Raw genomic sequence first — 20,216 nt, 5'->3', positions numbered from 1 at the left:
GGGCAAACATCAACAACGGAGCACATCAATGCACGGATACAAGCGAATCATGGTTACCGGCGGCACCGGATTTCTGGGATCATTCCTGTGCGAAAGGCTTTTGCGAGAGGGCAACGACGTCCTCTGTGTGGACAATTTCTACACCGGTTCGCGCGATAACGTACTGCACCTTCTCGACGATCCTCGTTTTGAGATACTCCGCCACGACATCACCTTCCCGCTTTATGTGGAGGTCGACGAGATCTACAATCTTGCCTGCCCGGCATCTCCGGTCCACTACCAGCACGATCCCGTGCAGACCGTAAAGACCAATGTGCACGGGGCGATCAATATGCTCGGCCTGGCCAAACGCACCAAAGCGAAGATCTTCCAGGCATCGACGAGTGAGGTCTACGGCGACCCGGCGGTTCACCCGCAGCCCGAGGAGTATCGCGGCAGCGTCAGTCCCATCGGCCCGCGGGCATGCTATGATGAAGGCAAGCGGTGTGCCGAGACGCTGTTTTTCGACTATCATCGTCAATATGGCGTGGAAATCCGGGTGGCGCGGATCTTCAATACCTACGGTCCCCGAATGCAGACGAATGACGGCCGCGTCGTCTCCAATTTCATCGTTCAGGCGCTTCGCAACGAGCCGATCACCATCTTCGGCGACGGCAGGCAAACTCGGTCGTTCTGCTACGTGGACGACCTGATCGACGGCTTCATCCGTTTGATGGCCGCCCCCGCTGGGGTTACGGGCCCGATCAATCTCGGCAATCCCGGAGAATTCCAGGTCCGTGAATTGGCAGAAATGGTGATCGAAATGACCGGATCGAAGTCCGGCATCGTCTACAAGGCTCTGCCGATTGACGATCCGACACAACGCAAGCCCGACATCAGCCGCGCGACGCAACAACTGGGCTGGCAACCGAAGGTGAACCTTCGCGAGGGGCTTGAGAGGACGATCGCTTATTTCGAGTGGAAGCTTTCTGGCGGAGTAACGAACAAACTCAGCGCCCACTCCTGGCAAGAGGCATATCCGCATCTGGCGTCACCGGGCGTCGAACTCAATGCTCCTGAAGCCATTCGATAGGGACATGAACAGCAAAGTCGATCATCGAAAGCCGCGGCTCGTTTTTTTTCAATGGGACCATCAGCCCAACGCGAACGCGGCCAGTTACCTGCTGCTGCACATGCAGCAGCAGGTCAAATGTCTTGCAACACATTTCGATGTCTTCGTCGTTAATCGCGACTGCGATTATGCAGAGATATGCGACAGGTACGAACCGGATCTGACGTTGTTTGAAAGCGGTTACCGGTCGCATGGCTCACGTCGGATAAAAATCACAAACACCAATACCCATCTCGCCGTTCCGAAGCTCGGTCTTCATAACGCCGATGCGTGGTGCGACCGACGCGCCGGCTTTCTTTCCGATATGGAGCACTGGGGCATCGAGACCTATTTCGCGATCGCAACCATGGCGCCGGAATATATGCCGGCAATGAGGGAGAATCTGTTCGTCTGGCCAAATTTCATCGATCCCGAAGTCTACCGCGACTATGGGCAGCAAAAGGTCATCCCGGTCACGCTCACGGGTCAGGCCTATGGTCTTTATCCCTGGCGACAGATGGTCTTTCCGACGATCCGCGACCGTTACCCCTGCCTGGTCTCGCCGCAACACGCCTATGAGAGCAAGCTGGCCGCCCAGCTCCTATCTGGAGAAGCCTATGCGCGCGCGCTGAACGCGAGCTTCGTCGTCCCCACATGCGGCACTATGGGCGGCGAGGTCGTGCGCAAGCATTTTGAGATCCCCGGGGCAAAGGCCTGTCTCGTGACAGAACGCACGGCAGCCGTGGAGGCGGCCGGCTTTGTCGACATGCAGAACTGTGTCTTTGTTGACGGCAGCAATGTAGTCGAGCGACTGGACTATCTTTTTGCCCATCCTGACGAACTAAGACGTATCACGACAGCCGGTTTCAGCCTGATCCATTCGCGTCATACGTTGAGCCACAGGCCGCAAGTATATCAGTGGTTCACGCTGAACAAGAGCCTGCAGTTCGGCGAAAGGATCATCCAGTCCGGCCCCTTCGGCGATCTTACAAAGGTCAGGCGTATCTCAAAGCAAGAGAGCGTCCATATCGTCGGGGAAGCATGCGATCGCACCTTGCTGAAGCAGGGAGACCTGCTTCTCCAGCAGGGCAGGGTGGAGGAGGCCAAGCACCGCTACCTCAGCTGTCTCGACTACGTATCCTACTTGCCCGAAGCGAAATTCCGCCTTGCCATCTGCGCATTACAGGAGGGCGACGCCGACCGCGCCTGTGATCTTCTGGTGGATCTGGTCAAGGTGACCATCATCGAATATGGGGCGCTCGATCCGGATCCGGTCGAATGGGCCTACTTCCTTCTTGCTTTGATTTGCAGAGGCCAGTTTGAACGGGCGCGGAAGCTGCAAGATTTCTATCCATCTCTGTCCCATGACGAATTCAGGCGCGCGCGCCTCGTCATCGCGCAGCTCGCTCGCTCAGCCGATGGGGTCGCCTTGGGAAGGCATGGCCGGGATCGAAAAAGCATTCATCAGCTTTTCGACCGAACCGACACCGAGTGGTTTGGATGGTTCGCCGAGATTCTTGAACGGTGCCGGCAGCCAGATCTTGCAAATATTCTTCGTCATGCTCCGCTTAGCGCAAGCGGTGGCGAGAAAGTGGCACCTCCACAGTTCAAACCTGGTGCTGGCTGGCGCCTGCGACTCTATTCGGGCATCGACGGCCTGATGATCAAACTGCGCCTGAATGGCTTGAGGCCGAATGTGCCGCCTCTGCCGGAGTTCCGATATCTCTGGCATCTTGCGCGGGGTCTTATCCCTCATTCGCAGAAAGCCCGGTTGCGCAGGATTCGAACGGCGCTTTCCAAGCATCCTGTGGGCACCGGCAATTAGCTGTGGGGAAAATGCAATTGCGGAAAACAAAGACCTGAAGCGTGACACGCGAATCCGAAAGATCGCGGCACGCTTTAGATCATCGACTCGGCGTATTTCCGTGCATCCACCGAGATGTTTTAAGAGAGAATGTGCTCGCGATGCGGAGCGGGATCTGATCGGCTGACCGCATTGGCATCCGTCAGTGTGCTGCTAACCCGCCCGAAAGATTATTCTGAAAAAGATCGTTGAGCTTGAACACGACTTCCGTTCTGTTCGTCGCTTTTACCTTTTTCATGATATTGCGAACATGCACCTTCACCGTGCTTTCTCGGAGATTGAGCTCATAGGCGATGATCTTGTTCGCCTTTCCGCGTCGGAGCGCCTCCACCACTTCTGCCTGACGATCCGTGAATATGCCGGCGAGCGGGTGGGCGGTCGAGTTGCTCGAGTCGAGCAGGTGACGCATGGCGAACAGGGCGCTTGCAGGCACAAATATTCCTCCTGCCACCGACAGCGCGATTAGCTCCATGCAGACGCTGACGCTGACTGAGGCGGGTATGAACCCTTTGGCACCATACTCAAGAGCCCTGACGATTTGGCCGAAATCGTCGCTATCAGCCAATACGATAAGGGGTGTGGCAGCGAATTCCGACGAAAGCTTCCGGATTTGCTCCGAAACGGCCGGTTCATCGACCTTTTTGCCGCCGACGTTCAAAAGGATCGCCGAAAGCGGAGCGTATTCGTCGCGCTTCTGCTTCCACTCCTCAATGGATCCAAAGGCCAGGATCTGCAAATCCGCCTTTTGCGCAGCCATGCATTGCGCCAGGCATTGGCGATCGAGCTCACGATTGTCGAGAATAACAAGCGAATGAGTTTGCCTTGCCGACTTTGCAGGTGCGTGCTCGTTATTTTCTAACTTAAGGGGAAGAGCTACGTTCTCCTGCCTGAGGTCCAAATTCGGTATAAGTGCTGAATTCACAGCTTCACCCTCCCTCTAACACGTTACGCTTCACTACGACCCGAGTACCGACCCCTCTCAATACGGGGGCTTAGGAAACTCTAAAGTAGGAATCGAATACCACAATTCGCGGAACGTTACAGTAGCTAATATAGGCTAAGTACAGCACAACTTCTATAACGGGATGAAAACGGGAAGATAAGCCTGAGTGTAGACTTAGGTCTTACTGGGATTCCTGCAAGATAGTCTCTGTTGTTACATGTCAGTTTTGCGACGAGCCACTAAATGTATGGAAACAATCACTGTCTCCGGCGTAGGCCCGGCAATGGGTGCGGAAGGTGTGAGCTTGCCACCAATGCTGGTGGAGGACGTGAACCAGGGTGTAAGTCGTCATAAGTAGGTACGCCTTTAGGTGAATAAGCTTAAACGTTTTGTTTCTTTACTCGGGCGAAGAAAACAATTCTCTTTGGAGTGCAGAGAAATAGTTGTCCTGTTGGTTTGAAACCTTGGACGCAATCGCCCGATTGTTTGTTCAACTGAAAAATCGGGCCCTGTTGGGAGTAGTAGGGGTTTGCAGGGATGATTGCATCAAATGTCAAGCTGGGTGACGGCAGCGTCATCTACCATCGAGATCTCGTGAATCTGTATGGCTGCACGATCGGCGCAAGGACGCGCATCGGCACCTTCGTCGAGATTCAGAAGAACGTCGTGGTCGGAAAAGACTGCAAGATCTCCAGCCATTCCTTCCTCTGTGAGGGCGTGACACTGGAAGACGGCGTCTTCATCGGCCACGGGGTCATGTTTACGAACGACACCTACCCGCGCGCCATTAATCCGGATGGCAGCCTGCAGACGGAGGCCGACTGGGTCCTCATCCCGACGCTGGTCAAGCGCCACGCGTCGATCGGCAGCAACGCCACCATTCTGCCAGGTGTGACCATCGGAGAGGCCGCGCAGGTTGGCGCCGGAGCGGTTGTAACAAAGGACGTGCCTGAGGGCGCCATCGTCGCGGGCGTTCCGGCTCGGGTGATCGGCCGCGTCAATGACGGACCGGTCGACATGTTTGCGTTGGGAGAAATCGAATGATCGGTATCGCTGTCGTCGGATATGGGTATTGGGGTCCGAATCTGGTTCGTAACATCTCGGAAGCGGCCGGCGCCCACCTCGTTTCAGTCTGTGATCTCAATGTCGAACGGTTGGCGGCTGTTAAGAGCCGGTATCCCGCAATAACGATCACCGATAAATTCGAGGAAGTTCTGGCCGATCCGAGAGTGGATGCAATCGCCATTGCGACGCCGGTCTCGACGCATTTCAAGCTTGCAATGCAGGCAATGATGGCCGGAAAGCATGTCTTCGTCGAAAAGCCTATGGCATCGACGACGGACGAAGCCGCACGGATGGTCGAGGAAGCCGCGCGCCGCCGCCTCGTGCTGGCCGTGGATCATACCTTCGTCCATACCGGCGCCGTCCGAAAGATGCGTGAACTGGTCGAAAGCGGCCTCGGCGACATGTATTATTACGACTCGGTTCGGGTCAATCTTGGGCTCTTCCAGCATGATGTCAGCGTCATCTGGGACCTCGCCGTGCATGATCTCTCTATCCTGGACCATGTCGTGCAGGAAAGGCCGGTGGCTGTTTCAGCGACGGGCATGAGCCATGTGCTCGGCGAGCCGGAGAACATCGCCTATCTGACGCTCTTCTTCGAAAGCAAGCTTATCGCCCACGTTCACGTCAATTGGCTGGCCCCGGTGAAGGTCCGCCGCACGCTGATCGGCTGCAGCAACAAGATGATCGTCTATGACGATCTGGAGCCCAGTGAAAAAATCAAGGTCTATGACAAGGGCATCACCATGTGCCCCAATTCCGATGCGTACGGCGAGAAGGTGCATCAGATGCTGGTCGGCTACCGCAGCGGCGATATGTGGGCGCCCAAGCTCGATATGACCGAGGCATTGAAACGCGAACTGGATCAATTCGTCGAGTGCATCGAGCAGAATTCGCGCCCCATTGCAGACGGCCAGGCCGGGCTGCGCGTCGTTCGCATCCTTGAAGCGGCGAGCCGGTCGCTCGCCCAGCGCGGTCGTATCATCGAGCTCGAAGAGGCGAGGCGCATTGCATGATCCCCTTTCTGGACCTCAAAGCACAATATCAATCGATCAAGAGCGAAATCGATGCCGCAGTGCTCGGCGTGCTGGCCTCGGGGCAATACATCCTGGGCGAGGAAGTCATCCGGCTTGAGCAGGAATTCGCCGACTATTGCAACGTCAAACATGCAATTGCCCTCAACACCGGAACGAGCGCCCTGCACCTGTCTCTGCTTGCGGCGGGCGTCGGTCCCGGCGATGAAGTCATCACCGTGCCGTTCACCTTCGTCGCGACCGTGTCGGCGATCTGCTACACGGGCGCAACACCCGTATTCGTCGATGTCGAGCCGATGACGCTCACCATGGATCCGGCTCAGCTCGAGGCGAAGATCACCTCCCGGACCAAGGCGATCATTCCCGTCCATCTCTACGGCCAGATGGCCGATATGGATGGCATCATGGAAGTCGCTGATCACCACCAGATCCCGGTCATCGAGGACGCCTGCCAGGCACATGGCGCCCGGTATAAGGGCGCGCGCGCCGGCAGCATCGGCGCATCTGGCTGCTTCAGCTTCTATCCGGGCAAAAACCTCGGCGCCTGCGGCGAGGGCGGGATCGCCGTCACGAACAGCGATGAGCAGGCCAAGACAATGCGCATGCTGCGGGATTGGGGTCAGGAGCAGCGCTATCACCATCTGCTGAAGGGCTTCAACTATCGCATGGACGCCATCCAGGGAGCCATTCTGCGCGTCAAGCTCCGGCATCTCGAAGCCTGGACCGAAGCCCGTCGTTCGCATGGTCGCCGCTACTCCTCCCTGCTTGCAGGATCGCCGCATTTGCGAACGCCTGTCGAAGTGCCGGAGCGGCGGCATGTCTACCATGTCTACGCCATCAGAAGCCACGATCGCGATGGCCTGCAACGTGTGCTCGCAGCAGAGGGCATTCCGTCTGGTTTGCACTATCCGATCCCCGTTCATTTGCAGAAGGCCCATGCCGACCTCGGTTACCAGGTCGGCGACTTCCCGGTCTCGGAAGCCGCCGCACGCGAGGTCCTCTCCTTGCCGATCTACCCTGAAATGCCCGTGCAGCACGTCGATCAGGTCGCGGCTGCGCTGGAGTATGCCTATGTCAGTTAATCCACGCGAGGCTCGCGTCGTGCAGGCCGTTCACGGCCGTAGCCAGAAGCCGGCAGATCCAGCCTATCAGGCGGGGCTCGCCGAAGAGCTCAGGCAATCATATGGACGTGGCGGTCTGATCGAACTCTACGGCCGTTTCGCGACGGGCGACGGGTTCGTCGACGCGCTGATGCGGAAAGCCATCTGGCAGGCTATCACACGGAACTGCGGCGAAGGCCTGCAGGTTGCCAGCGGCGCCGGTTTCAAACATCCGGAAACATTCGAAATCGGCAGCGGCGTGTTCATCGGCGCTCAGGCCTACATCCAGGGACGCTACGACGGCACCTGCGTCATTGGCGACAATGTCTGGATCGGGCCAATGGCCTATTTCGACGCGCGCGACCTGGTGATCGAGGATTCTGTCGGGTGGGGGCCGGGCGCCAAGGTGCTTGGCTCGACCCACACGGCACTGCCGGTGGATGTGCCGATCATCCGCACGGATCTTGAAATCAGGCCGGTGCGCATCTGTGCAGAGGCCGACATCGGAACAAATGCGACCATTCTTCCCGGAGTGACCATCGGGAAGGGGGCGATCGTTGGAGCGGGGGCAGTCGTCGTTTCCGACGTCGAGCCGTTCTCGGTTGCCGCCGGTGTACCGGCAAAATTCATCCGTTGGCGTTCGGAGAATGATCCGATGACGAACATGTCGCGTGAGGGAAGATCATGAGAAACAAACGAGTGCTCATCACCGGTGGTGCCGGTCTGATCGGTTCGCATATTGCCGATCTTGTTGCATTGGAAAAACCTCGCGAGATCATCGTCCTCGACAATTTCGTGCGTGGGCGCCGGGACAATCTCAGCACGGCAATATCAAGCGGCTCCGTCAACATCATCGAGGGCGATATCCGCGACAGGGCACTGCTGGCGAAAACCTTCGAAGGCGTCGACATCGTCTTCCACCAGGCTGCGATCCGCATCACGCAATGCGCGGAAGAACCGCGGCTCGCCTTCGATGTTCTGGCCGAGGGCACGTTCAATGTCCTTGAAGCTGCGGTCAAGGCAGGCGTGTCGAAGGTCGTCGCGGCCTCCTCTGCCTCCGTGCTGGGGCTTGCTGAAAGCTTCCCGACGACCGAACAGCATCACCCCTACAATAACCGGACGATCTACGGCGCGGCCAAGACCTTCAACGAGGGTCTATTGCGCAGTTTCGCGGAAATGTACGGCCTGCGCTATGTGGCGCTGCGTTATTTCAACGTTTATGGACCGCGAATGGACGTTTACGGTGCCTATACGGAAGTTCTGATCCGCTGGATGGAACGCCTGGCGGCCGGAATGCCGCCGCTCGTCTATGGGGACGGCAGCCAGACGATGGACTTCGTGGATGCACGCGATATTGCGCGGGCAAACATGCTGGCGGCAAAGAGCGACGTTACGGACGAGGTGTTCAACGTCGCGAGCGGCAGGGAAATAAGCCTGCTGGAACTCGCGCGGATGCTGAGCGACATCATGGGATCCTCACTCGAGCCGCAACACAAAGAGGCGCGCGCCGTCAACGGCGTCACGCGTCGTCTTGCCGATATCAGCAAGGCCGAAAGACTTCTGGGCTTCAAGGCGGAAATTTCGATGGAGCAGGGGCTTCGTGACCTTGTCATGTGGTGGCAGTCGAAGACTGCTTCGGCAGGAGGTCAGGCTGCATGAGCCCGTTGTTATCGACAATCCCCGTTGCCAAACCCGTCCTCGGAGAGGAAGAGGCTGAGGCCACGCGCCGTGTCATCCTGTCGGGATGGGTGACGCAGGGGCCGGAAGTCGCGGCATTTGAGAAAGAATTCGCAGCCTTCGTCGGCACCGAGCACGCTTGTGCCGTTTCCAACTGCACGACCGCGCTTCATCTCGCCTTGATGGCGGTGGGCGTCAGCGCTGGCGATGAGGTCATCACCGTCAGCCACTCGTTCATCGCAACCGCGAATGCTGTTCGATACTGTAATGCGGTGCCCGTCTTCGTCGATATCGAGCCGGATGGTTACAATATGGACCCGAGCTTGATCGAAGCGGCAATCACGCCCCGCACCAAGGCAATCCTGTGCGTGCATCAGCTCGGCATGCCCTGCGATCTCCGTTCGATCGTGGCGATCGGCAAACGCCATTCGGTACCGGTTATCGAGGATGCGGCCTGTGCGACGGGAAGCGAAATTCTGTGGGAAGGGCGTTGGGAAAAGATCGGCAAACCGCATGGCGATATTGCCTGCTTCTCATTCCATCCCCGCAAGGTCGTCACCACGGGTGATGGCGGCATGCTGACGACTGTGAATCCGGAATATGACAGAAAATTCCGGCTGTGGCGCCAGCATGGCATGAGCGTCACCGACGCTGTCCGCCACGGCTCCAAACAGGTGATCTTCGAGGATTATGATGAGCTGGGCTACAACTACCGTATGACCGACCTCCAGGCCGCGGTCGGACGGGTGCAACTGCGGCGGCTGCCGGAGCTGGTTGCGGAGCGAAGGCGGCTTGCATTGCAGTATTGCGAGGGGCTGTCCACGATCCCAGGCCTGTCGATTCCGACCGAGCCTGGCTGGGCTCGCAGCAACTGGCAAAGCTTCTGCGTGAGATTGTCTGACGAAATCGACCAGCGCGCAGTCATGCAAGCGCTGCTCGATCAGGGGATATCAACGCGGCGCGGCGTGATGAACATTCACCTGGAGGGAGCCTATTCCGGCCTAAGCTCTCATCGCGCCGCCACCAGCCTGACGCGAAGCATATCGGCGCAGCAGCAGACCGTCATCCTGCCGCTTTATGCGCAGATGACGCCAGTTGATATCGTCAGGGTCGTTGAGGCATTGCGCCAGGCCCTTGCCGACGCCAGCACCGAGCGCGTCGTCCGTCAGCCCGAGCCGGACGCCGTACCTGCCTGAACTGACGCCGGCACACGGCAGCATGTCGTACAACATCAGGAGCGTGCATCCTCTGATGCGCGCTTTTTTTCATGCGGATTTCGTGATCCATCCTCGGACGATTGCGGGCACCGACTCCGGCGGAAGCAGTTCGACCAACATGCGCAGCGAGTAAAGCCCGGTCGCGACGATGGCGATGCAGCCGATCACCATGGCCGACCATGACGGCAAGAGCAAAAAGGCCGAGACGACCATCCCCGACGCAGGCAGGAAGAGCAGCGCGTGCCTGCGATTGGCGCGCGACCAGCGGAAGCCGGTGAGGCGACGCACGATCAGGTAAATCAGAATACTATGCCAGACGTAGAGACCGAAAAACGCCATGCCGGCTCCAGTCGTGTCGAGCTTCGCTACGAAGAGCCAAGCCAGCCCCACATGTACCAGCGTTGCTGCGACCTCCGTCCAGAAGAAGATCGTCTGCGCGCCCCTCGCGAGCACGATGAAACCCATCGGCCAGGCGACGATCCTGAGCATCATTCCAAGGCAGATCCAGCGCAGGAGCTCCACAGCCCCATGAAATTCCGCGGAATAGAACATGCTCATCACGAGCGGCGCCAGGGTCAAAGTGGCGATCAGACCGGGGCCGGCCAGCAGCATGCTGATTTCCGCCTGCTCATTGACCAGCCGGTTGCACTCGGCCTTGTTGTCGGCGATTGCGGTCAGGCGCGGATAGAAGTCTGTTCCCATCGCCTGCAGGATGAAACCGGCGTAGAGACCGCCTAACGCCCAGGCTGCCTGGTATAATCCCGCCGCCACAACTCCCCCTTCATTCAGCACGATGATGCGGATGGCATAGGCGGCGCCGAACGTCAGAAGTCCGCTTGCCATGAACGCCATGCCGAGACTGAACAGGGCTTTCGCTTCCCGGCCGAACTGACGCACCGACATGGGCGGTGGCTGCGTGGATATGTGTTTGCTGTACCACCAGGTGGGAAGGAGCGAGACGGCCGCGATCGCCACGAGAGAGGGTACAATCGCCTTTTCGCCGAACAGATAGATCAACGGGATGCTGACCATCGTGCCGAAGAGTCCGGAAAGCACGTTGATGCGGGCCAGATTGGCAATGCCCCGCAAGCCTTGGATCAAAGCGGCCTGTCCGGTAGACACTATGCGAAAGAATACGGCAAGGGAGAGCAGTACAATGCCGCCGACGTGCTGGTAGTCGCCGAAAGTGAATTTCGAGACCGGAAGAGCCAACGCCGCAAGCAAAAGCCCGCCGAGCAGCCCGAGCACCAGCGAGATGCGTCTGAGCGCTGTCGCCGACCGCGCGATCCTCTCTCCGTCGTCGGCGCCCGCCGCCTCGGCGACCCGGCGCACACCGCTGCTGCTCACTCCCATACCAGCTATCGCTTGCGCGATATCGAGGATTGCCCCGTAAAGGCCGATAAGCCCCACCCCTTCCGGCCCGAGCAGAACAGCCAGGGCTTTGTTGCGAACGATGCTAAGAGCGACATTCACCAGCGAGGAACCGCCCATCAGCATCGTCGATTTCAGTATTTGGGTATAAGACTGGCCGCTGGGCGGGATCATGCGCAACGTCATCAGATATCCCCAGCGTTTATCCTGTCGGGCTGCATCTCCGACGCTTTACCCTGGGCCTGGCGCCCAACGCAGCTTCGGGGATGCACCGCGCGCGCGGTCTTTTTGCGACCGTCATATCGCTCATGATATTCGAGGCGGCGGGATCTCACCTCCGTAGGTCTCACCGCCGCTTTCACCTTGGTCATGCTTTCGTCGCAGGTCACTGGCTTGTCCGATTTGCGAGCGTCTCTGGCTCCATCTCCCCAGATTGATCGGAGGTGGGCCCGGACGGCTCGTCCGGAATTTGCGGCCGAACAACTCTCACGACGTCACCCGGCGCCAGTGTCGTCGTTTCTGAGGCTTGGAATTGATCGATTCGTCCTTCATTCCGCCGGCTGACGGTAAAAGTGATCGGGAGCTCCACGCTGCGGTTTTTCAAGCCGTCGTCGGCAGCAAGTTGATCGATAAGCAGCTTCTGCGTCATCTCACGCTTCATCTTGAGCTGATCGAGATTTGCCCGTTCCGCCTGCGCTTCGACCGCGACTTCGCTCCGACGCGTGTCGGACAGGCCCTCGAGATTCCGCGTTGTCTCGCTGACTGCCTGACGACCCCGCATGATGGCGGTAACGAGGTCGAGCTTGTCGGAACGGTAGGTCGTCAGCAACCGTTCCAGGTCCAACTGCCTCGACGAGATCGTGAGGCCTTTCTGCACCAGGGACTTGACGCTGGTCAGCTGGTCCTCGACTGATTTGATATTATCGTCGGCGCCCACCAGTTTCTCTTCCAAAGTTGAAATTTCGGTGGTCAAAAGTTCGCGCAATTCCGTGAGCGCCTTTGACTGCCGCTCCAGCGCATTTGCACGAGCTTGAAAAATGACCCTCTCCTCGCTGTATATCCCAGCGGAAAATTGCTGATCGGCCCCTGCCGCCTGATCGAAGGTAATTTCCTTCGCACCGGCCATCTCCGCCTGGAGTCGCGACAGTTTCGCCGTGCTGCGCAGGATAGAATGATCTATTTCCCGCAATTCTCCGACGAGCTTGATCGACTCCGTTTGCAGCGGAGTTTTAGAGCGAAACGGGCCGCCGCTCATCGCTAGGGATTGCAGAACGGTAAGCCCAGGGCGGTATTTATACTCTCCCGGCGTGGTTACGTCTCCCACAACATAGATTGGCGGATATTCGAGAATTTCGATCGTGACCGCGGGTGGCTGAACCAGTCCGATTTTCTCCTGCAGACGCTTGGCGATTTCGTTTGTGAGGTCACTCTTTTTAAGATTGTCGACGGAAAGGGATCCGAGAAAGGGCAGGAAAACCGTGCCCTCATCCGAGACCGTGTATTCGCCACCAAGTGCATCCCATCGTTCGTATTGGCCTTTGGACTGCATCCATTGGACGATCGTCAGACGGATCTTCGTTTGGGGTGCCAAGGATGCGCCATCAGCGAGAGCCGGAGACACGGCTCCGACAAGAAAGGCGAACGCACTGATGACATACGCCGTGCGAACGAGCAGCTTGGGGATGCGGTGCGATAAATTCATACACATATCTCGCCTGCGAAACATCCTTGCACGGATGCTGATCCAATGCCTTCACGCTGTTCGACCGCCGGCCGGTAGGTCCGACGCCGCATTGTTAGTGTGCAGTCTGGCGAAGGCTTGAGGAAGGTGGAGGTCGTTTGCTTTGCCTCATCAATTTTGATGAGGTGGGGGCGGGTGCCTCAGTCTAAATCGAGCAGGAGCGTATATCTCAGAGAGGTATCATCTTGGAAAATCAATAGCTCAAGCACGCAGGAATAGGCGTTCTAGCCGCGAACGACCGCGATCGCATCCTCGTTCCGGATTGAACACGCCGCGATCCCGACGGCTCTTGCCATAGCTCGGCAGACTACCTCCGTTGTTCCTGCTTGGGCGTTTCCAGCGTCAGTGCCGCCATGGGGCGATGGTGGAAGAAGCCACCGCCGCGGCTTGGGCCTTGCACCGAGCGCAGCGAAGCTCCGCGGCCCGCCGGTCTCAACTTTTATTGGTTTATACGATACGGCCGTTGCCCAAAGGATACCGCATGTAGAGCAAAAGGTGTAGGATATACTCGCCTGTTTTTCGGCTATACTTCCAGGCTGGTGTCAAACGATCGCTCATAGATTTGATCTTATAAATTTCGCGAGAGGTGCCTGCCATGTATCGCAACGCCCGCCGGTGGACTTCGCGCTCACTCCTCCTGGACTCGCTGGTGCCCCGGTGGTTCACCGTCGGCGGAAAAGAGAGACCGCGCAAGCCTGCTGAAAAGCATAGGGATAGTGCTCAACTTGCGGCATTGGTGCAAACCGCCGATGGACACAAGCAGGGCACCCTTGTCGACGATCCCTATAAGGATGCGGCCCTCAACGAACATCATGGGCAGAAAGCGCACGTGAACGGCGACTCGGACAAAAACGTCGACGAGCGGCCCTTAACCGACACGATCGCCACGCCTAGCGAAATGAGAATTCTAAGCGGTGACGGGGCCGCGCTGTCGGGTTCTATGCCGAATCTTGCGAGTTTCCCGTGGCACGCGGACGGAGTTGCGTTCGGGACGACATCGTCCCTTCAGCGCACCTATACCGGAATGAGCTCCTATCCCGGAATGAGCTCCATGGGCGACGATCCTCTGGCTGCCTATCTGCCGCAAAGCCCGGCATCGACAGCTTCGGGGGAAGGTGTTCCTAAGGTGGCGGCCGGACGTGCTCATTCGGGCAAGGTCGTTATTCTCGAATCGAGCCCGTCAGGGCAGGCGACCGCGCACGACGCCGGCGCGAATTCGCTGGCCTTCGGCATGCCCTTTGGCGTGTGCGGGTGCGGCTACTTTACCTCACCGACGCGCATCCTCGATTGGGCCCATGGCGGCGCCCTGCTTCAACAGGACGGTCAATTGCCGGGGACCAGGCTGACCGAAGGACCTGACTATGTCGCGACGATCAAGCAGGCCATCGGCGCCTCGATCAGCGATCCGCTTTTCGATCGGGACCTGTCCCCGCTCTCGGGCTGGCGCGGAACCGCAACATGGTCGGACGTGGCGCTCACCAATGGAACCCTGCCAGGCGGGGGAGAGACGGGAACGGGAACAAAATCCAAGGATATAGGTATCCTGTCCGGCTCTGTGACGAAGCCACCTAAGCCTTCTATGCAGGGGTCATCGACAACGCAAAGTCTGGCGGTCACGGCGGCGGCTGCCAGCAATGCGATCGTGCTGGAAAACCAGAAGCAGGGCAATCCGGAGAGCGAGTGGGGCATCAACGGTGCCGGTAGCTCCAACATCGAGGGGTTTGCGACAGACATCAGCGTCGATAACGGAAAGACGATCAGCTTTAAGATCAATACCAACTCCACCAATTACCGGATCGATATCTATCGGCTCGGCTATTACGGCGGCATGGGAGCGCGCAAGGTCGCGACCATGCAGCATACCGGATTGCAGACTCAGCCCAGTCCATTGCGCAATGCCACGACCGGCACAGTGGACGCCGGCAACTGGGCCGTCTCGGCGTCGTGGACGGTACCTGATGATGCCGTCTCGGGCGTCTATATCGCCAAGCTCGTGCGTCAGGACGGTACCTCCGGATCTAACCACATTCCGTTCATCGTGCGCGACGACGACAGCCACAGTGACGTCGTCTTCCAGACCGCGGATGAGACCTGGCAAGCTTACAATGGCTGGGGTGGCGCGAACTTGTATGGCGGCAACGGGCCTGCGACGGGGCAGGGCGCCGGCCGCGCCTATGCGGTCAGCTACAACAGGCCGATTGCCACCCGCGGCAATGTCGGCACTTACGCCGGTCCCCAGGACTATCTGTTCGGCGCCGAATATGCGGGTATCTACTGGCTGGAACAGAACGGCTATGACGTCTCCTACTTGTCGGGTGTCGACGCCGACCGCTATGGCAGCCTCTTGCTCAATCACAAGACCTATGTCGATGCCGGGCATGACGAATACTGGTCGGGACAGCAGAGAACCAATGTCGAGGCTGCGCGCGACGCGGGCGTAAACCTGATGTTCTGGAGCGGCAACGAGGTCTATTGGCGTACCCGCTGGGGCAACGCCTATAGCGCCGACGGCACGCCTTATCGCACCCTCATCACCTACAAGGAGACATGGGCCGGCGGCGATATCGATCCTTCCGACCAATGGACAGGCACCTTCCGCGATCCACGCTTCAGCCCACCGGCCATTGGCGGCGGCAATCCGGAGAATTCGCTGACCGGCCAGTTATTCAAGGTCGATGATGTCGGCAATAATCTTGGCGCCATCACCGTTGGCTATGATGATGCCAACCTGCGCTTCTGGCGCAATACGAGCGTTGCCAACCTCCAGCCCGGTCAGACGGCGACGCTCACCAAAAACTATCTCGGTTACGAGTGGGACGAAGCGCCCGATAACGGTTTTGATCCGGCTGGCCTGGTGAAGCTGTCGTCGACGACGCTTCCGGTCAGCACCTACTTGCTCGATTACGGAAACACGACAGGCAATGCGACGGCGACCCACAATCTGACCCTCTATCGCGCCCCCAGCGGTGCGCTGGTATTCGGCGCCGGCACGGTCTACTGGACATGGGGGCTCAGCGACAATCACGACCTCACGGCGACCCCGACGGACCCGCGTGTGCAGCAGGCAATGGTCAATTTGCTTGCCGACATGGGCATTCAGCCTGGAACGCTGCAGTCCGGACTCACCGCCGCAACCGCTTCGTTGGACCACACTGCGCCGACATCGGTCATCACGGTGCCCGCCACGGCGACCGTTGGATCCACTGTGACGATTACCGGCACCGCTGCCGATACCGGAGGTGGGGTCATCGCCGCGGTCGAGGTTTCGACCGACAACGGGGCGAGCTGGCATCCGGCGACGGGCGATGAGAACTGGACTTATACCTGGCAGCCGCAAGCCACGGGCACCTATACTATCCGGTCTCGCGCAGTCGATGATAACGTCAACCTGGAAACGCCCTCGGCGGGACGAACGGTCACCGTCAGCGGGCCGAGTTACACCTCTCTCTTCGGTTCGGCGACGCCAGCGGTCGTCAACACCAACGATACCTCGGCGGTTGAACTTGGCTTCAAATTCCAGACCTCCGTCGCAGGTACGGTCACCGGCATTCGTTTTTATAAGGGCAGCCAGGATACCGGCACGCATACCGGTTCACTATGGTCGAGTACCGGCACGCGGATTGCGACCCTCACCTTCGCGAACGAGACTGCCAGCGGCTGGCAGACCGCCTATTTCACCAGTCCGGTATCGCTGACGGCTGGACAAACCTACACTGCATCTTACCATACGAATACCGGTCACTATTCGTCGACCACCGGCTACTTCACCTCAAATGTAACCAGCGGTCCGCTCACGGCGCCGGCCAGCGGCAATGGCGTCTATGCCTATGGCAGCAACAGCCTATTTCCCACGGCCACCTTCCAGTCGACGAACTATTGGGTCGATGTGATGTTTACCACGTCGAGTTCGAATACGACGCCGACGGCGGTTGCCGATACGGGGGATGCGACCGAGAAGGGCGGGGTGGCCAACGGCTCGGGCGGCGTGGCCGCCAGCGGCAACGTGCTGACCAACGACACCGATCCGGATGCCGGCGATACCAAGACCGTGACGGCGGTCCGCTTCGGGGCGACGTCAGGCACGCTCGGCTCATCGCTGAACGGCACCTATGGCAGTCTCGTGCTCAATGCATCGGGCACCTATACCTATACGATCAACGAGACCAATACCGCCGTCCAGGCGCTGCGCCTGTCCACCAACACGCTGAGTGATGTCTTCAGCTACACGATGCGTGATGCCGCCGGGGCCACCGCTACGGCAAACCTGACCGTCACCATCCATGGCGCCAACGATGCGCCGGTGCTGGCCGTCCAGACGACGACCCAGAATGCCACCGTCGGCTCTGCCTTTTCCTTCACGCTGCCGACGACCACCTTCACCGATGTCGACAGCAACGAGACGCTGACCTATTCGGCAACCGCCGCCGACGGCACGGCGCTGCCCTCCTGGCTGACCTTCAACGCCTCGACGCGCACCTTCTCCGGCACGCCGACGACGTCGGCCACCTATGGCATCAAGGTGACGGCGACTGATCTCGGCGGCCTTGCGGCCAACGAGACCTTCAACATCGCCGTGTCAGTGCCCGGGAATACGACGCCGACGGCGGTTGCCGATACGGGCGATGCGACCGAGAAGGGCGGGGTGGCCAACGGCTCGGGCGGCGTGGCCGCCAGCGGCAACGTGCTGACCAACGACACCGATCCGGATGCCGGCGATACCAAGACCGTGACGGCGGTCCGCTTCGGGGCGACGTCAGGCACGCTCGGCTCATCGCTGAACGGCACCTATGGCAGTCTCGTGCTCAATGCATCGGGCACCTATACCTATACGATCAACGAGACCAATACCGCCGTCCAGGCGCTGCGCCTGTCCACCAACACGCTGAGTGATGTCTTCAGCTACACGATGCGTGATGCCGCCGGGGCCACCGCTACGGCAAACCTGACCGTCACCATCCATGGCGCCAACGATGCGCCGGTGCTGGCCGTCCAGACGACGACCCAGAATGCCACCGTCGGCTCTGCCTTTTCCTTCACGCTGCCGACGACCACCTTCACCGATGTCGACAGCAACGAGACGCTGACCTATTCGGCAACCGCCGCCGACGGCACGGCGCTGCCCTCCTGGCTGACCTTCAACGCCTCGACGCGCACTTTCTCCGGCACGCCGACGACGTCGGCCACCTATGGCATCAAGGTGACGGCGACTGATCTCGGCGGCCTTGCGGCCAACGAGACCTTCAACATCGCCGTGTCGACGGCGCCGACGACCTACAGCCTGTTCTCCGCCTCCAGTACGCCGGCCCGGACCCTCAACGATGGTCAGCAGCTCGAACTTGGCGTCAAGTTCACGTCGAACGTTGCCGGGGATGTCACGGGCATCAGGTTCTATCGCAGCGCCAATGACAACGGTCAGAATGTCGTCGACCTTTGGACCACGACGGGAACCAAGCTTGCCACCGCCACCTTCACCACCACCACCGCGAGCGGCTGGCAGACGGTGAACTTCACAAACCCCGTCACCATCGCCGCCAATACCACCTATGTCGCCTCCTATCACACGACAGGCGCTTACGTGGCGACCAACAATTTCTTCACGACCGCCGTCACCAACGGTCCGTTGACGGCGCCGGCCAGCGGCAATGGCGTCTATGCCTATGGCGGATCCGCCACCACAGGTCTTTTCCCGACCAACAGCTACAACTCAACCAATTACTACGCCGACGTCGTCTTCCGGCCGCAACTCGTCGCGTGATGCAAAGGATAAAGTTAGGATCGGGAATGAGGCTTATACGACGCAAATGCGGGTCGCAGAGAGGGGAGCTGCCTCCGCTCCCATTCAAGGGACCGCGATGAACAAGGGCGAGCGGCTCCCGGTGACAGTGCTTGCCGGCTTTCTCGGCGCCGGCAAGACGACGCTCCTCAGTCACGTCCTGAACAACCGTCAGGGCCTGCGTGTTGCCGTCATCGTCAACGACATGAGCGAAGTGAATATAGACGCCAATCTCATTCGCGACAGCGGCTGCAACCTCTCGCACACGACGGAGACGTTGATCGAGCTCAGCAATGGCTGCATATGCTGTACCCTGCGCGATGACCTCCTGACGGAAGTGCGGCGACTGGCCGAAGAGAGGCGATACGACTATCTGCTGATTGAAGGGACGGGCATTGCCGAGCCGCGCCCCATCGCTGCCACTTTTTCCTTCCGCGACGAGAACGGTGTTTCGCTCTCCGATTTTGCCAGACTTGACACGATGGTGACCGTCGTGGATGCCGCCAGCCTCCTGGCTGATTACAGCAGTGCCGATCTGCTTCGCGACCGCGGCATGCAGCGGGACGGCGAGGACCGGCGGACACTCATCGACCTGTTGGTGGATCAGATCGAGTTTGCCGACGTTGTCGTGATCAACAAGATCGCGGACGCGACCGAGGAGCTAAGAGCGGAAATCCGCAAGACGGTGGCTGCGCTCAACCCGGATGCGCACCAGGTGGAGACGGACTTCGGCAATGTTTCTCTTGCAACCATTCTCAATACGGGCCTCTTCGACGAAGCAAAAGCCGCCGCTCACCCGTTATGGCACAAGGAGCTGTACAGCCCGGGTGATCATGTTCCGGAGACGGAGGAATATGGCGTGTCGAGCTTTGTCTATCGCACGAGGCGTCCCTTCGACCCCATGCGGTTTCGAGCATTCTTGGACGAGCCCTGGCCGGGGGTCATCCGCGCCAAAGGTCATTTCTGGCTGGCCACGCGACCGCGTCACGTGGGTCTGATGTCGGCGGCCGGCGCGCAGCGGCGCTGCGAACCCATGGGGCTTTGGTGGGCGGCTGTCCCCCGGCAGGACTGGCCGAGCCACCACCAGTTTCGTCAGCAGATCGAGCGCCGATGGGACAGTGCCTGGGGCGATCGTCGGCAGGAACTGGTGTTCATTGGTGTTGACATGGACGAGACAGGCGTCCGCAGCGCGTTGGACGACTGCTTGGCCAGCTCGGATCCGCGGGACTGGTCGGTCCTCGAAGATCCGTTTCCGGCCTGGTAGCACGGCGCGGCGCAGTTCAGCCGGGTCGGCGAAACAATACCAGAGTTCCTTTTCAACGTGCGTCAGCGCTCAGCCGAGCG

General features: G+C 59.4%; 13 protein-coding genes. 10 read left to right on the top strand and 3 right to left on the bottom strand.

Going from position 1 to position 20,216, the window contains the following annotated elements; all coding sequences use genetic code 11:
* Nucleotides 1–28 precede the first annotated feature (28 nt).
* Nucleotides 29–1,072 (top strand): UDP-glucuronic acid decarboxylase family protein, encoded by a 1,044-nt coding sequence (locus J7U39_RS12700; protein ID WP_210631661.1) that lies wholly within the window; start codon nucleotides 29–31, stop codon nucleotides 1,070–1,072.
* Nucleotides 1,073–1,076: 4 nt separating this feature from the next.
* Entirely contained in the window at nucleotides 1,077–2,915 is a 1,839-nt protein-coding gene (locus tag J7U39_RS12695; RefSeq protein ID WP_210628509.1) for a glycosyltransferase, read from the top strand.
* Nucleotides 2,916–3,096: 181 nt separating this feature from the next.
* Here J7U39_RS12695 and J7U39_RS12690 read toward each other — a convergent pair whose 3' ends face one another.
* Complete coding sequence (locus J7U39_RS12690; RefSeq protein ID WP_210628508.1) at nucleotides 3,097–3,876, bottom strand: response regulator transcription factor; 780 nt, start codon at nucleotides 3,874–3,876, stop codon at nucleotides 3,097–3,099.
* A 558-nt stretch (nucleotides 3,877–4,434) separates the two neighbouring features.
* On the opposite strand from J7U39_RS12690, the gene J7U39_RS12685 reads away from it, so the two are divergent.
* The 6 genes from J7U39_RS12685 to J7U39_RS12660 are packed head-to-tail and all read left to right on the top strand — an operon-like array spanning nucleotide 4,435 to nucleotide 9,966.
* Nucleotides 4,435–4,941, top strand: a complete 507-nt coding sequence (locus J7U39_RS12685; protein WP_210628507.1) for an acyltransferase — start codon at nucleotides 4,435–4,437, stop codon at nucleotides 4,939–4,941.
* Nucleotides 4,938–5,975, top strand: a complete 1,038-nt coding sequence (locus tag J7U39_RS12680) for a Gfo/Idh/MocA family oxidoreductase (RefSeq protein ID WP_210628506.1) — start codon at nucleotides 4,938–4,940, stop codon at nucleotides 5,973–5,975. The genes J7U39_RS12685 and J7U39_RS12680 overlap by 4 nt, the downstream gene beginning before the upstream one ends.
* Nucleotides 5,972–7,075 (top strand): DegT/DnrJ/EryC1/StrS family aminotransferase, encoded by a 1,104-nt coding sequence (locus J7U39_RS12675; RefSeq protein WP_210628505.1) that lies wholly within the window; start codon nucleotides 5,972–5,974, stop codon nucleotides 7,073–7,075. Before J7U39_RS12680 ends, J7U39_RS12675 begins: the two co-directional genes overlap by 4 nt.
* A complete protein-coding gene (locus tag J7U39_RS12670) occupies nucleotides 7,065–7,781 on the top strand; it encodes an acyltransferase (RefSeq protein WP_210628504.1) in 717 nt (238 codons plus the stop codon). The genes J7U39_RS12675 and J7U39_RS12670 overlap by 11 nt, the downstream gene beginning before the upstream one ends.
* A complete protein-coding gene (locus J7U39_RS12665) occupies nucleotides 7,778–8,752 on the top strand; it encodes an NAD-dependent epimerase/dehydratase family protein (RefSeq protein WP_210628503.1) in 975 nt (324 codons plus the stop codon). Before J7U39_RS12670 ends, J7U39_RS12665 begins: the two co-directional genes overlap by 4 nt.
* On the top strand, nucleotides 8,749–9,966 hold the full coding sequence (locus J7U39_RS12660; RefSeq protein ID WP_210628502.1) for a DegT/DnrJ/EryC1/StrS family aminotransferase: 1,218 nt from the start codon (nucleotides 8,749–8,751) through the stop codon (nucleotides 9,964–9,966). Before J7U39_RS12665 ends, J7U39_RS12660 begins: the two co-directional genes overlap by 4 nt.
* 69 nt (nucleotides 9,967–10,035) lie before the next feature.
* Here J7U39_RS12660 and J7U39_RS12655 read toward each other — a convergent pair whose 3' ends face one another.
* Both J7U39_RS12655 and J7U39_RS12650 read right to left on the bottom strand, forming a co-directional pair.
* Nucleotides 10,036–11,544, bottom strand: a complete 1,509-nt coding sequence (locus tag J7U39_RS12655) for an O-antigen translocase (protein WP_210628501.1) — start codon at nucleotides 11,542–11,544, stop codon at nucleotides 10,036–10,038.
* Between the two features lie 199 nt (nucleotides 11,545–11,743).
* Complete coding sequence (locus J7U39_RS12650; protein ID WP_210628500.1) at nucleotides 11,744–13,066, bottom strand: polysaccharide biosynthesis/export family protein; 1,323 nt, start codon at nucleotides 13,064–13,066, stop codon at nucleotides 11,744–11,746.
* A 628-nt stretch (nucleotides 13,067–13,694) separates the two neighbouring features.
* Here J7U39_RS12650 and J7U39_RS12645 point away from each other — a divergent pair.
* Entirely contained in the window at nucleotides 13,695–18,854 is a 5,160-nt protein-coding gene (locus J7U39_RS12645) for a DUF4082 domain-containing protein (protein WP_210628499.1), read from the top strand.
* 97 nt (nucleotides 18,855–18,951) lie between these two features.
* On the top strand, nucleotides 18,952–20,136 hold the full coding sequence (locus J7U39_RS12640; RefSeq protein ID WP_210628498.1) for a GTP-binding protein: 1,185 nt from the start codon (nucleotides 18,952–18,954) through the stop codon (nucleotides 20,134–20,136).
* Nucleotides 20,137–20,216: the final 80 nt, after the last annotated feature.

This window comes from Rhizobium sp. NLR16a (assembly GCF_017948245.1).
Lineage (GTDB): Bacteria > Pseudomonadota > Alphaproteobacteria > Rhizobiales > Rhizobiaceae > Rhizobium.
This window is presented reverse-complemented; position numbering and strand designations above follow the sequence as displayed.

Excerpts from the sequence above, each read along its gene's own strand:
- J7U39_RS12700 (WP_210631661.1), top strand. The coding sequence starts at position 29 with ATGCACGGATACAAGCGAATCATGGTTACCGGCGGCACCGGATTTCTG.
- J7U39_RS12695 (WP_210628509.1), top strand. The coding sequence starts at position 1,077 with ATGAACAGCAAAGTCGATCATCGAAAGCCGCGGCTCGTTTTTTTTCAA.
- J7U39_RS12685 (WP_210628507.1), top strand. The coding sequence starts at position 4,435 with ATGATTGCATCAAATGTCAAGCTGGGTGACGGCAGCGTCATCTACCAT.
- J7U39_RS12680 (WP_210628506.1), top strand. The coding sequence starts at position 4,938 with ATGATCGGTATCGCTGTCGTCGGATATGGGTATTGGGGTCCGAATCTG.
- J7U39_RS12675 (WP_210628505.1), top strand. The coding sequence starts at position 5,972 with ATGATCCCCTTTCTGGACCTCAAAGCACAATATCAATCGATCAAGAGC.
- J7U39_RS12670 (WP_210628504.1), top strand. The coding sequence starts at position 7,065 with ATGTCAGTTAATCCACGCGAGGCTCGCGTCGTGCAGGCCGTTCACGGC.
- J7U39_RS12665 (WP_210628503.1), top strand. The coding sequence starts at position 7,778 with ATGAGAAACAAACGAGTGCTCATCACCGGTGGTGCCGGTCTGATCGGT.
- J7U39_RS12660 (WP_210628502.1), top strand. The coding sequence starts at position 8,749 with ATGAGCCCGTTGTTATCGACAATCCCCGTTGCCAAACCCGTCCTCGGA.
- J7U39_RS12655 (WP_210628501.1), bottom strand. The coding sequence starts at position 11,544 with ATGACGTTGCGCATGATCCCGCCCAGCGGCCAGTCTTATACCCAAATA.
- J7U39_RS12650 (WP_210628500.1), bottom strand. The coding sequence starts at position 13,066 with ATGTGTATGAATTTATCGCACCGCATCCCCAAGCTGCTCGTTCGCACG.
- J7U39_RS12645 (WP_210628499.1), top strand. The coding sequence starts at position 13,695 with ATGTATCGCAACGCCCGCCGGTGGACTTCGCGCTCACTCCTCCTGGAC.
- J7U39_RS12640 (WP_210628498.1), top strand. The coding sequence starts at position 18,952 with ATGAACAAGGGCGAGCGGCTCCCGGTGACAGTGCTTGCCGGCTTTCTC.